This window comes from Citrobacter sp. T1.2D-1, from assembly GCF_950098555.1.
In the GTDB taxonomy this organism is placed as follows: domain Bacteria; phylum Pseudomonadota; class Gammaproteobacteria; order Enterobacterales; family Enterobacteriaceae; genus Citrobacter_A; species Citrobacter_A telavivensis.
This window is the reverse complement of record NZ_CATNHH010000019.1, coordinates 21,111-33,204: the sequence shown is the minus strand read 5'-3', so window position 1 is coordinate 33,204 and position 12,094 is coordinate 21,111. Positions and strand designations below refer to the sequence as shown.

Annotated in this window: 12 protein-coding genes; 4 read left to right on the top strand and 8 right to left on the bottom strand. The window is 55.7% G+C overall.

The annotated features are described in order from the left end of the window. The first annotated feature begins 604 nt into the window (after nucleotides 1-604). Both purH and purD read left to right on the top strand, forming a co-directional pair. Nucleotides 605-2,194, top strand: coding sequence for a bifunctional phosphoribosylaminoimidazolecarboxamide formyltransferase/IMP cyclohydrolase (purH, locus tag QQZ17_RS15455; RefSeq protein ID WP_152401345.1), 1,590 nt, complete (start codon nucleotides 605-607; stop codon nucleotides 2,192-2,194). Between the two features lie 11 nt (nucleotides 2,195-2,205). Next, nucleotides 2,206-3,495, top strand: coding sequence for a phosphoribosylamine--glycine ligase (gene purD / locus QQZ17_RS15450; protein ID WP_152401343.1), 1,290 nt, complete (start codon nucleotides 2,206-2,208; stop codon nucleotides 3,493-3,495). On the opposite strand, the gene zraR is transcribed toward purD, so the two are convergent. Further along, nucleotides 3,492-4,817: a sigma-54-dependent response regulator transcription factor ZraR gene (gene zraR / locus QQZ17_RS15445; RefSeq protein ID WP_152401341.1), complete on the bottom strand. Its 1,326-nt coding sequence runs from the start codon at nucleotides 4,815-4,817 to the stop codon at nucleotides 3,492-3,494. The two genes, purD and zraR, sit on opposite strands and share 4 nt — an antisense overlap. Beyond that, nucleotides 4,814-6,220: a two-component system sensor histidine kinase ZraS gene (gene zraS / locus QQZ17_RS15440; protein WP_152406235.1), complete on the bottom strand. Its 1,407-nt coding sequence runs from the start codon at nucleotides 6,218-6,220 to the stop codon at nucleotides 4,814-4,816. The genes zraR and zraS overlap by 4 nt, the downstream gene beginning before the upstream one ends. Before the next feature lie 250 nt (nucleotides 6,221-6,470). Here zraS and zraP point away from each other — a divergent pair, with 250 nt between their 5' ends. After that, entirely contained in the window at nucleotides 6,471-6,902 is a 432-nt protein-coding gene (zraP, locus tag QQZ17_RS15435) for a zinc resistance sensor/chaperone ZraP (protein WP_152406234.1), read from the top strand. A gap of 85 nt (nucleotides 6,903-6,987) precedes the next feature. Here zraP and QQZ17_RS15430 read toward each other — a convergent pair whose 3' ends face one another. The 6 genes from QQZ17_RS15430 to nudC form a co-directional block, all read right to left on the bottom strand. Beyond that, nucleotides 6,988-7,683, bottom strand: coding sequence for a DUF1481 domain-containing protein (locus QQZ17_RS15430; RefSeq protein ID WP_152406233.1), 696 nt, complete (start codon nucleotides 7,681-7,683; stop codon nucleotides 6,988-6,990). 12 nt (nucleotides 7,684-7,695) lie between these two features. Beyond that, nucleotides 7,696-7,968, bottom strand: coding sequence for a nucleoid-associated protein HU-alpha (gene hupA / locus QQZ17_RS15425; RefSeq protein ID WP_001044509.1), 273 nt, complete (start codon nucleotides 7,966-7,968; stop codon nucleotides 7,696-7,698). A 186-nt stretch (nucleotides 7,969-8,154) separates the two neighbouring features. After that, nucleotides 8,155-8,745, bottom strand: coding sequence for a YjaG family protein (locus QQZ17_RS15420; protein ID WP_152401338.1), 591 nt, complete (start codon nucleotides 8,743-8,745; stop codon nucleotides 8,155-8,157). 41 nt (nucleotides 8,746-8,786) lie between these two features. Beyond that, a complete protein-coding gene (gene nfi / locus QQZ17_RS15415) occupies nucleotides 8,787-9,458 on the bottom strand; it encodes a deoxyribonuclease V (RefSeq protein ID WP_152401336.1) in 672 nt (223 codons plus the stop codon). A gap of 9 nt (nucleotides 9,459-9,467) precedes the next feature. Then, the gene (hemE, locus tag QQZ17_RS15410) at nucleotides 9,468-10,532 is read right to left on the bottom strand and encodes a uroporphyrinogen decarboxylase (protein ID WP_152401334.1); all 1,065 of its coding nucleotides are present in this window, start codon (nucleotides 10,530-10,532) and stop codon (nucleotides 9,468-9,470) included. A 168-nt stretch (nucleotides 10,533-10,700) separates the two neighbouring features. Beyond that, entirely contained in the window at nucleotides 10,701-11,474 is a 774-nt protein-coding gene (gene nudC, locus QQZ17_RS15405; protein ID WP_152401332.1) for an NAD(+) diphosphatase, read from the bottom strand. A 97-nt stretch (nucleotides 11,475-11,571) separates the two neighbouring features. Between nudC and QQZ17_RS15400 the strand changes: the two genes are divergently transcribed. Beyond that, nucleotides 11,572-12,060, top strand: a complete 489-nt coding sequence (locus tag QQZ17_RS15400; RefSeq protein WP_061075629.1) for an Rsd/AlgQ family anti-sigma factor — start codon at nucleotides 11,572-11,574, stop codon at nucleotides 12,058-12,060. Nucleotides 12,061-12,094 lie beyond the last annotated feature (34 nt).

Below are 12,094 nucleotides of genomic sequence, written 5' to 3'. Positions count from 1 at the left end.
TAAACTTCGTAATGAATTACGTGTTCACTCTTTGAGACTTGGTATTCATTTATCGTCCGAGGACGTTAAGAATCCATGTCACTTTGAGTGCCCACACAGATTGTCTGATAAATTGTTAAAGAGCAGTTGCGACGCGCTTTAGCGCTCTGTCGCGAGGTGGCGTATACTACGCTTTCCTCTTTCAGAGTCAATCTTTTTTCAGGATTTTTCTCTTCAATCTCACTGGCGTTTTTCTGTGAAGTGATTCACATCCGCCGTGTCGATGGAGGCGCATTATAGGGAGTTCCCGAGCATCCGCAATAGAAAAATGTCAGAAAAATGACTGACTGCTGCATTCCCCAGCAAAACCCCGCCTTATACCCTTTTACACACAGACTTATCCACAATTATAAGGATCATTTGCCGGATCTTCTCTGTCGTATGGGATCGTTATAGAGAGAAAATGAGCGCCAGAATCGAAAAAGAAAAATTCGCGAGCGTTGCGCAAACGTTTTCGTTACAATGCCACCGCAAAACAAGGATGCCCCGTAAGGGGCGTTAGCTAAGTTTTTCACGAAAAATTCAGCTAACGCTCTCTGTAATCGTCAAATCCAGGGGATTTACCATGCAACAACGTCGTCCAGTCCGCCGCGCTCTGCTCAGTGTTTCTGACAAAGCCGGTATCGTCGAATTCGCCCAGGCACTTTCCGCACGTGGTGTGGAGCTGCTGTCGACAGGGGGCACTGCCCGTCTGTTAGCAGAGAAAGGTCTGCCGGTGACCGAAGTTTCCGATTACACCGGTTTCCCGGAAATGATGGATGGACGCGTGAAGACCCTGCATCCTAAAGTGCACGGCGGCATTCTCGGTCGTCGCGGCAAGGATGACGGGATTATGGAACAGCACGGCATCGCCCCCATCGATATGGTGGTTGTTAACCTTTATCCGTTCGCCCAGACCGTTGCCCGCGAAGGCTGCTCACTGGAAGATGCGGTAGAGAACATCGATATCGGCGGACCGACGATGGTGCGCTCCGCCGCGAAGAACCATAAAGATGTCGCTATCGTTGTGAAGAGCAGCGACTACGACGCCATTATTAACGAGATGGATGCCAACGACGGTTCTCTGACTCTCGACACCCGTTTCGACCTCGCGATTAAAGCCTTCGAACACACCGCCGCCTACGACAGCATGATTGCCAACTACTTTGGCAGCATGGTTCCGGCCTATCACGGTGAAAGCAAAGAAGCCGCAGGTCGCTTCCCGCGTACGCTGAATCTGAACTTTATTAAGAAGCAGGACATGCGCTACGGCGAAAACAGCCACCAGCAGGCTGCCTTCTATATAGAAGAGAATGTGAAAGAAGCCTCCGTCGCGACCGCTCAGCAGGTTCAGGGCAAAGCGCTTTCCTATAACAACATCGCTGATACCGACGCGGCGCTGGAGTGTGTAAAAGAGTTTAGCGAGCCGGCCTGCGTGATCGTCAAACACGCCAACCCCTGCGGCGTCGCGGTCAGCACCTCAATTCTGGATGCTTACGATCGCGCGTATAAAACGGACCCGACCTCTGCCTTTGGCGGCATCATCGCCTTTAACCGCGAGCTGGATGCTGAAACCGCGCAGGCCATCATCTCCCGTCAGTTTGTCGAGGTGATTATCGCCCCGTCCGCCACCGAAGATGCGCTGAAAATCACCGCCGCCAAGCAGAACGTTCGCGTCCTGACCTGCGGCCAGTGGGCTGAACGCGTGCCGGGCCTGGATTTCAAACGTGTTAACGGCGGTCTGCTGGTTCAGGACCGCGATCTGGGTATGGTCACCGCCGGTGAACTGCGCGTGGTGACGAAGCGCCAGCCGACTGAACAGGAACTGCGTGACGCGCTGTTCTGCTGGAAAGTCGCGAAGTTCGTTAAATCCAACGCCATTGTTTACGCCAAAGAGAACATGACCATCGGCATTGGCGCAGGCCAGATGAGCCGCGTCTACTCGGCCAAAATTGCCGGGATCAAAGCCGCTGATGAAGGTCTGGAAGTGAAAGGCTCCGCCATGGCATCCGACGCTTTCTTCCCGTTCCGCGATGGTATTGATGCCGCCGCCGCCGTTGGCGTGAGCTGCGTTATCCAGCCGGGCGGTTCCATCCGTGATGATGAAGTCATTGCCGCCGCTGACGAACACGGCATTGCAATGATCTTCACCGACATGCGCCACTTCCGCCATTAATGGAGCGAGATATGAAAGTATTAGTTATCGGCAATGGCGGGCGCGAGCACGCTCTGGCATGGAAAGCCGCTCAGTCACCGAAAGTGGCAACCGTATTTGTTGCGCCGGGTAACGCCGGCACCGCGCTGGAACCGACGCTGCAAAACGTCGCCATCAGCGCGACCGATATTCCAGCGCTGCTGAGCTTTGCCCAGAGTGAAAAGATCGACCTGACGATCGTCGGCCCGGAAGCGCCGCTGGTGAAAGGCGTGGTCGATACTTTCCGTGCAGCAGGCCTGAACATCTTCGGTCCAACCGCAGGTGCCGCTCAGTTGGAAGGCTCCAAAGCGTTCACCAAGGATTTCCTTGCACGCCACCAGATCCCGACGGCCGAATACCAGAACTTCACCGAAATTGAGCCTGCACTGGCGTATCTGCGTGAGAAAGGCGCGCCGATCGTCATTAAGGCTGACGGTCTGGCAGCCGGTAAAGGCGTGATTGTCGCGATGACGCTGGAAGAGGCCGAGGCCGCCGTACATGACATGCTGGCAGGCAACGCGTTTGGCGATGCGGGTCATCGCATCGTGATTGAAGAGTTTCTTGATGGCGAAGAAGCCAGCTTTATCGTGATGGTCGACGGCGAACACGTCTTGCCGATGGCGACCAGTCAGGATCATAAACGCGTCGGCGATGGCGATACCGGCCTGAACACCGGCGGAATGGGCGCTTACTCCCCAGCTCCGGTGGTCACGGATATCGTCCACCAGCGCACGATGGAACGCATCATCTGGCCTACCGTGAAAGGCATGGCGGCAGAAGGCAACACCTATACCGGTTTCCTGTATGCCGGTCTGATGATCGACAAACAGGGCAATCCGAAGGTGATTGAATTCAACTGCCGCTTTGGGGACCCGGAAACGCAGCCCATCATGCTGCGCATGAAGTCCGATCTGGTTGAGCTCTGCCTGGCCGCCTGCGAAGGCAAACTGGATGAGCAAAAATCAGAGTGGGATGAACGCGCCTCGCTCGGCGTCGTGATGGCGGCAGGCGGTTATCCTGGCGATTACCGCACCGGTGACGTGATCCACGGTCTGCCGTTGGAAGACGTGGCAGACGGTAAAGTGTTCCACGCAGGGACCAAACTTGCCGATGACGAGCAGGTTGTCACCAGCGGAGGTCGTGTACTGTGCGTTACCGCGCTGGGTGACACCGTGGCCGACGCGCAGAAACGCGCCTATGCCTTAATGACCGATATCCACTGGGACGACTGTTTCTGCCGTAAAGATATCGGCTGGCGCGCCATCGAGCGTGAACAGCACTAACGCAAGAGCTTCGCCAGTAGCGTTTTTCGCGTAATCCCTAACTGACGGGCGGCTTCCGTTTTATTGCCGCCCGTTTTCTCCAGCGCCGCCAGAATCACCTCTTTTTCGACTTCCACCAGCGGCTGAATGGCCCGATCCGCTACGAACGGCAGCGGCTGACTCGCAATCGACAGCGGCAACTCGCGCTCAGAGATGTACTCTCCGGTCAGTAGGACCACCGAACGTTCAATGGCATTTTCCAGTTCGCGAATATTCCCCGGCCAGTCGTAATGAATCAGCAGATCCATTGCCCGGGGGGTAAACCCTTTTACGACCTTACGGTTGCGTTTAGCAAACCGCTGGAGAAAGTGGTCAGCCAGCAGGGGGATATCTTCCTGCCGCTGACGCAGCGCCGGTGTTTCAATCGTCACGACGTTCAGGCGGTAGTAGAGATCCTGACGAAAGCGCCCGGCCTGCACCTCTTCCTCCAGACAGCGATGGGTTGCGGCAATCAGACGGACATCAACCGAGAGCGTCTGGTTGCTGCCCACGCGCTGAACTTCGCGTTCCTGAATCGCCCGCAGCAACCGCACCTGCATCATCGGCGAGATATCGCCAATCTCATCAAGAAACAACGTGCCGCCGTTGGCTTCGACAAAGCGCCCTTCCCGGCGTTTGTCGGCACCGGTAAATGCCCCTTTTTCATGGCCAAACAGTTCAGATTCCAGCAGCGATTCGTTGAGTGCCGCGCAGTTCAGCGTCACCAGCGGTTTGTCGCTCCGCGCGCTGCTGGCATGCAGCGCGCGCGCCACCAGCTCTTTCCCGGTACCGGAGTCGCCATGAATCAGCACTGTCGCATCCGAAGGCGCGACCATCGCAATCTCACTCAGCAGTTGCTGCATCGCCGGGCTTTTACCAACCATCCCAAACTGCGAGGCGGAAACGGAGGGCAGCTCGCTGGCGGGCTCTCGCGTATGCGCCAGCGCATTTTCCAGCGTCGTTTGTAGATGGTCAAAATCCAGCGGTTTGATTAAGTAATCCAGCGCGCCGGTCTTCAGCGCCTCTACCGCCGTCTCCACGCTGGAGAATGCCGTCATGATCAGAACCGGAATGGCCGGGTTCAGCGCTTTGATCTCTTTCAGCGTCTCGATGCCGTCCATCTCAGCCATGCGTACATCGCACAGCACGAGGTCAAAGACGTGGTCACGCACCAGCTCGAGTGCGGCTCGTCCACTGTAGGCCAGCGCGACGTCATAGCCCCATCCTCGTAGTAATGCCTGTAAAATGGTGCAGTGGCTGACGTCATCATCCACCACCAGAATGTCGATCTTTGCGCGAATCATCCTTGTGAATCCTTACGTGTTAACGTCACCGGGAGCCAGAGGGTGAACGTTGCGCCCTGACCTGGCGGGCTGTCGGCCTGAATCGTCCCGCCATGCTGTTCAATGATGTTCTGTACCACCGCCAGCCCCAGCCCCGTACCGTCCGCTTTGGTCGTGAAATAAGGGGTGAAAATGGCGGCCAGCTGTTCCGCCGCAATCCCTTTCCCGCTGTCGGCAACGGTGATTTTAACGCGATCGGCTCCGCTTGTGCTTGCCTCAACGCGAATGGTCCCCTGACTCTCGATGGCTTGAATTGCATTCAGATAAAGATTCAGCAGTACCTGCGTCAGCCTGTCCGGGTCGGCCTGAATAAGCGGTAGCGCAGGGTCAGGCACAAATTGCAGATCGATCGCCCGATTCTGCGCGTCCTGGCTAACTAGCTGGAGAGAGTGAGCGATCACCGCATTGAGATCCACCGACTGCAAGGATAAATGTGCGGGCTTCACCAGTTCCAGCAGTTCGCTTACCACCCGGTTTAAACGGTCGGCCTCTTTCGCCATCACCTGCGCCAGTTCATGCGCTTCACCGCCAGCCGGCGCGCGTTCGGCAAAGTACTTTGCCAGCCCTTTGATAGATGACAACGGATTACGAATCTCATGCGCGACGCCTGCCGCCAGATGCCCGAGCGCTACCAGCTTCTCTTTGCGGTTCATCTCATCCAACAAAAGCTGGCGAGAACGCAGGTAGCGCCGGTACCAGAAAAACGTCAGGAGGGTCGCCAGTAGCACGGTGGTCAGCGCGAAAAGCATAATCAGCGTATTGCGCCACTCACGCGCCTGCGTCACTGCCAGCTCACTGGCATCAAAGGCGATAAAAATAGATTGATGGGCAGCGTCAGACATTGCGCCATTACCACGCGACATCCCTCGCATACCGTGCCGACCCGCGAAAAACAGCGGCTGGAACTGACGATAGATCTCCAGCGCCGGAATGGCTTCCCCCTGCGCGTCCGTCGCGTTAACCGGACGCCAGCGCGCCTCTTCTCCCGGATGTAATGTTTGCATTTCTGCTGGCGAGTAGAGCGTTCTCCCGACCTGGGCAGGATCGCTGTGCATCACCACGTTGCCCTGCGCATCCGTCACGGCAAACCACAGTACGCCAGGCTGCCCCGCCATCTCTTCGAGCAGCGTTTGCTGCTGGGCATGATGCATCCGCATGCCCATCCCGACGCGCGACCCCGACTCCAGCGCACGGATTAGCACACTGCCCTTTTCCAGCAGCGTCTGCCGCGCCGCGTCACTTTCGCGCCCGTAATCGCGGATCACCATCACGGCAAATAGCCCAACCAGAATCAGGATGACGGCGGGTAGCCCCCCGCTCAACCATCGGGCTACCGTATCCTTATGTTCTCGCATCATTCTCATCAGCTCTGAGTGACTCAATCCCTTCTTTGCTTCAGCAGAAATCATGCCACTTTTCGCGGTCCGTATCCCGGTCCTGGTACACAAACTGCCGACACCACCGGGTAAAAATGACCCGCTGCCTCTTTCCAGCGAGTCATTTTTACCCGCCTTGCGCCCCCGCGCGTCGCCAGAACCCACGCTGGACGGGAAAAATCGGCCTGGCACGGAAGATGCAATACGGAAGATAAGACCACCCACAGGAGGATCAATGATGAAACGGAACACGAAAGCAGGCCTGGCGCTGATCGCCCTCTCTCTAATGGTACTGGGCTCCAGCCCCGCACTGGCACAGCATCACTGGGGGAACGGCGGCGGCATGTGGCAACAAAATGGTAGTGGACTGAGCGCAGAGCAACAGACTGCCGCGCAAAAAATCCACAATGATTTTTACAACCAGACTAACGCCCTGCGCCAGCAACTGATGTCCAAACGCTATGAGTACAACGCGCTGTTAGCGACGAATCCGCCGGATACCGCCAAAATCAATGCGGTGGCGAAAGAGATGGAATCCTTAAGACAGTCACTGGATGAACAGCGGGTGAAACGGGATGTCGCAATGGCTCAGGCCGGAGTCCCTGGCGGTATGGGAATGGGTTACGGCGGATGCGGTGGCGGCGGTCACATGGGAATGGGGCGCTGGTAATCGCTGATGGCCGGATGGCGGATTTGCCTTATCCGGCCTACGACAGACACGCTGTAGGCTTGATGAGCGTAGCGCCATCAGGCATTCAAAACGTTTTTTCTTTTGGCTGCCAGTGGCAGAAGTCGGAATTCGCCACCAGCAGAAGCTGTGCCCCTTCGGGTGCCTCCAGCCATGCCACGCTGACATCAACAGATGAACGGCGCTGGCGGCGCTCAATATGACTCATCGCCCTGGCGTCTAAATCGGGTTTAATCGTCTCGCCTTCGCAGGTGGTAACCGCATGTTCAGCGGCATGCCAGCGTCCTTGACGCAATACCACCCGCCCCTGACGCAATGCATCGCTGGTCTGGCGGATCTGCTCGGCACGATAACGGTATAATTCGATTTGATCGTTCGACAACTGCTGTTTACGGCCATCGACTTCGCGCTGCATAAAGCTCAGCTCGCCGCGATCGTCAAAACGCACGCGGATATGTTCCGGCGGTTCGCCATAAATATTGAGTTCTATCAGTGAAAGGGAATCACCCTGCCAACGGTACTCGCTGGTTGTGGTACTGCCATTACGCCACGGGCTAAAGACGGAAAGCAAATGGACGCCATCTGCGGCATCTTTACGCCAGATACGCACCGCACCCTGATTGTCAGCAAACCCACTGGCGGTAAACGGTGGAAGAGAGCTGTTATGGCTACAGGCCGTCAGCAACAGCACGCCCGCTAACGTCAACATGCGACGCCAGACAGACGAAAGGGGCGAAACCGCCCCTTCATTAAAACTGTTCACAGCCACGCGGTCTTACTTAACTGCGTCTTTCAGTGCTTTACCAGAAACAAACGCCGGTACGTTAGCTGCGGCGATTTTGATTTCTTTACCGGTCTGCGGGTTGCGGCCAGTGCGCTCAGCACGGTGGTTCACTTTGAAGGTACCGAAACCAACCAGTTGTACAGCATCGCCTTCTTTCAGAGACTCAGTAATAGCAGCCAGAGTGGATTCCAGAGCAGCTTTAGCCTGGGTTTTGGACAGTTCTGCTTTGTCTGCAATTACATCAATCAGTTGAGTCTTGTTCATAAGTTATCCTTACAATGTGTTTATCGCTTGCTAAGCATCGAGTGCGACGGAAATGCCAGAAAAGCACTCTCCTGCATACACGCACCGATAGCCACTTTTTTTCGCCCTCCAAATGTAGACCAGACGGGGGGCGGAAGGGAAGCCTCCAGGTACGACAATTCAGAAGTTAAATCACGTTTTCGTGTCTTACTGCTGCAAATTTATACCGATATTGCTCTCGCCAGCCTCACGCAGGTCTGCTCTAAGCCCTTTTATCAGTTCAATGTCGCGTTCTTCGCAGTCTGCTAAAAGTCGGAATATTTCCCACTGAATATCCCACTCCTGCTCCACCGCCGGGTTATCGTTGAGCTCTTCATCGCTCATTTCTCGACCAGCCTGGGTCATTTCCAGCATCGCAACCGTGGTAATGGAGGTCTTACTGACTTCAATGGCGTGTTCCAGCGTCTCACCGCTCAGACGAGAATGCACCAATTCGCTTAACGCCACGCAGGCATCAATGGCCGGATAAACTCCGTACAGGTCATAATCATCAGCCGTCGGGATCGCTTCTTCAAACTTCTCCAGTTGGCTGTCGAAATTCACTTTCGCGTCTTTGACCGTCAGCGTCTCCCAGATCAGGTCCAGAATACGACGGTAGACCTGTCCGTCGCCAAACCCGGTCTGTTGGCAGAACATGGCATAGTTCGGGTACATGCGCTCACACAGGCAGGCCATAAAAGTGACATGCTGCCAGCTTTCCAGACGTTCCAGACGCAGATGAATCGGGTTTTGTAACATGATGAATTCTCAAATCAGAAATTAGCGGCAGTGTACATCAATCAGGGCTGGATTTCCTGCCATCGCATAAACGCCGGACGTTCTGATGCCACGGCATCCGCCCAGCGGGTCGGTTCCGGCAGACGATAGCCGTTCATACAGCGCTGTACCCACGCCAGAGCGCTGTCCAGCCCAACGCGATGGCCTGTTGAGATAAACAGCGGATTACAGCGCGCTTTGCTGCGCCAGACCCATGCCAGTTGTTCATTTTTGTCCATCAGCGGCGACAATGCGCCAGGTTCGGCACCGGGGGGCTCAAACGTACCGCACAGACGCTTTTTCGCCACGCCAATGGTCGGCACATCGACCAGCAGCCCAAAGTGGCTGGCCACTCCGAGACGACGCGGATGGGAGATACCGTGTCCATCCACAAACAGCAAATCAGGTTTTTGCGACAATTGCGCCCACGAGGCCAGCAGCGCGGGCGTCTCGCGAAAGGAGAGAAAGCCAGGGATATAGGGCATGGTGGTGGCGATGCGCGCCACCTGGTATTCGAGCAGTTCCAGCGAGGGATATTTCAGCAACACGATCGCAGCTCGCGTCACTTCTCCGCCCTGCTCAAACCCCACGTCGGCACCGGCGATCAGACCCGGTGGCGTGTTATCGAGACGATCCGTCCGGATCACCGATGAGGCCAGTTCAAGCTGCTGAGCACGTAGCGACGCGAGATCCATACTGACGCCCTATTTGTGATACTGCGCAGATAAGCGGTGAACCGCCTCCACAAAGACGCCTGCGTGTTCTGGCGGCACGTCCTGATGAATGCCGTGACCGAGGTTAAAGACGTGGCCTTCGCCCTGGCCGAAACCGGAGAGGATCGTCGCCACCTCTTCTTCGATACGCGCCGCAGGCGCATAGAGCATCGACGGATCCATGTTGCCCTGCAAGGCCACTTTGTGCCCGACACGACGACGCGCATCGGCAATATCGGTGGTCCAGTCGAGTCCGAGCGCATCGCAGCCGGTTTCCGCCATCGCTTCAAGCCATTGTCCGCCACCTTTGGTAAACAGCGTCACCGGCACGCGGCGACCGTCGTGTTCACGTAGCAGACCATCGACGATTTTATGCATGTAATACAGCGAGAACTGCTGATAATCGCGCCCGGTCAGTACGCCGCCCCAGGTGTCGAAAATCATCACCGACTGCGCACCCGCTTTGATTTGGGCATTGAGGTACAGCGTAACGCTCTTCGCCAGCTTATCGAGCAGCGCATGCAGCGTTTTCGGGTCGGCATACATCATCTTTTTAATCACGGTAAAGGCTTTGCTGCTCCCGCCTTCGACCATGTAAGTCGCCAGCGTCCACGGACTGCCGGAGAAACCAATCAGCGGCACGTCGCCTTTCAGCTCGCGACGAATCGTGCGTACCGCGTTCATCACGTAGCCCAGTTCATCTTCAGGATCGGGAACCGGCAGTTTGTCGACATCGGCTTTGCAGGCCACCGGGGCGGTGAAACGCGGACCTTCGCCGGCTTCAAAATAAAGCCCCAGCCCCATCGCATCCGGAATAGTCAGAATATCCGAGAAGAGGATCGCCGCATCAAGCGGATAACGGCGCAGCGGCTGGAGTGTCACTTCGCAGGCCAGTTCCGCATTTTTGCACAGCGACATAAAATCGCCCGCCTCTGTGCGGGTGGCTTTATATTCAGGTAAATAGCGGCCCGCCTGGCGCATCATCCATACCGGGGTGACATCAACGGGCTGGCGCAGCAGCGCACGCAGATAACGATCGTTCTTCAGTTCGGTCATTTTTGCAGTTCCTTATTGCGTCAGGCCGCCAGTGTATACACAAAATCATTCAGAGTGGAGCAAGGCGACAACTGAATGAATCCCCAGGAGCTTACTCAGGTAAGTGACTGGGGTGATTGAAGGCAGTCAACGAAGGGCCACTTTGAAGGATGAAGTGTATCACGTGATTCATTCATACTCAGCCCGACAGATTGCCACGGTATCTTCGATCAGACGCCGTGCGACGGTGCCCGGTGGCGGCAGGAGCGGTAAATCATCGTAACGATACCAGTTAGCCTCCAGCAGCTCTTTCGGATCGATGACTATCTCGCCACTGTCGTACTCCGCCATAAATGCGGTCATCAGCGACATCGGGAAAGGCCACGGCTGCGAGGTCACATAGCGCAGGTTTTTCACTTTGATACCGCTCTCTTCCATTACCTCACGCGCCACCGCCTGTTCCAGGGTTTCGCCCACCTCAACGAACCCGGCGAGCACGGTATGCACGCCGTTACGGTGGCGTACGTGTTGGGCAAGCAGGATGGAATCATCGCGGCGGATAGCGACAATAATGCAGGGGGCGATTTGCGGATAGTAACGTTCGCGGCAGTGGGTACAGAGCATCGCCCACTCGGTTTTACTGGGATGCATGGGGTGTCCGCAGTAGCCGCAGAACTTATGCGATCGATAAAACTCGGCCAGTTGTACACCGCGCCCCGCCAGTTGAAACAGACCCGCATCCTGATCGAGCACCTGGCGAACCGATCCCATCTCGTGACGCCGATGCTGTAGCACCAGCCAGACAGCCTCTCCTTCCCACTCTCCGATATGCAGCGCAGGCTGCCCAACAAGATCGAAATTTGTCGCGGCGCCATGTGGCAATTCACCGTGAGGCAACCATAATTTTTGCTCATGGCTGACTATCCACCAGCCGCTGTCTAATTTTTCAATAATACGATCCATAGCTCTTGCACTACCTTTGCTTCACTGGCATGTTGATAACATTATTTTTACAATTCCTGCGTGAGCAGTTTTAAAATCCACACTTGCGGAGTCAATCATGCTAAACCAGCTGGAAGACCTGACAGAGCGCGTCAGAGGAAGTAACAAACTGGTTGATCGCTGGCTACATATACGTAAGCACCTGCTCGTGGCTTACTACAATCTGGTTGGCATTAAGCCTGGCAAAGAATCGTACATGCGGCTGAATGAAAAAGCGCTGGATGATTTTTGTCAGAGCCTGGTCGATTATCTCTCCACCGGACACTTCAGTATTTATGAACGTATTCTCCATAAATTGGAAGGTAACGGGCAGCTTTTAAAAGCGACAAAAATTTGGCCGCTACTGGAAGCTAACACACAACGCATCATGGACTATTATGACTCCAGCCTGGAAACGGCGATAGATCACGATAACTGCCTGGAGTTTCAACAGGTTTTGTCCGATCTCGGCGAAGCGCTGGAAGCCCGGTTTGCCCTTGAAGATAAGCTTATCATGCTGGTATTTGACGCCATGCACGACAACGCCGTCATCAAACGTCCTGCTTGAGTTTTGCGTGACTAACGCGTAATTTACAAACGTC

Bases quoted from the DNA above. Each gene is read 5' to 3' on its own strand.
- purH (WP_152401345.1), top strand. From the start codon at position 605: ATGCAACAACGTCGTCCAGTCCGCCGCGCTCTGCTCAGTGTTTCTGAC.
- purD (WP_152401343.1), top strand. From the start codon at position 2,206: ATGAAAGTATTAGTTATCGGCAATGGCGGGCGCGAGCACGCTCTGGCA.
- zraR (WP_152401341.1), bottom strand. From the start codon at position 4,817: ATGATTCGCGCAAAGATCGACATTCTGGTGGTGGATGATGACGTCAGC.
- zraS (WP_152406235.1), bottom strand. From the start codon at position 6,220: ATGAGAATGATGCGAGAACATAAGGATACGGTAGCCCGATGGTTGAGC.
- zraP (WP_152406234.1), top strand. From the start codon at position 6,471: ATGAAACGGAACACGAAAGCAGGCCTGGCGCTGATCGCCCTCTCTCTA.
- hupA (WP_001044509.1), bottom strand. From the start codon at position 7,968: ATGAACAAGACTCAACTGATTGATGTAATTGCAGACAAAGCAGAACTG.
- QQZ17_RS15420 (WP_152401338.1), bottom strand. From the start codon at position 8,745: ATGTTACAAAACCCGATTCATCTGCGTCTGGAACGTCTGGAAAGCTGG.
- nfi (WP_152401336.1), bottom strand. From the start codon at position 9,458: ATGGATCTCGCGTCGCTACGTGCTCAGCAGCTTGAACTGGCCTCATCG.
- hemE (WP_152401334.1), bottom strand. From the start codon at position 10,532: ATGACCGAACTGAAGAACGATCGTTATCTGCGTGCGCTGCTGCGCCAG.
- nudC (WP_152401332.1), bottom strand. From the start codon at position 11,474: ATGGATCGTATTATTGAAAAATTAGACAGCGGCTGGTGGATAGTCAGC.
- QQZ17_RS15400 (WP_061075629.1), top strand. From the start codon at position 11,572: ATGCTAAACCAGCTGGAAGACCTGACAGAGCGCGTCAGAGGAAGTAAC.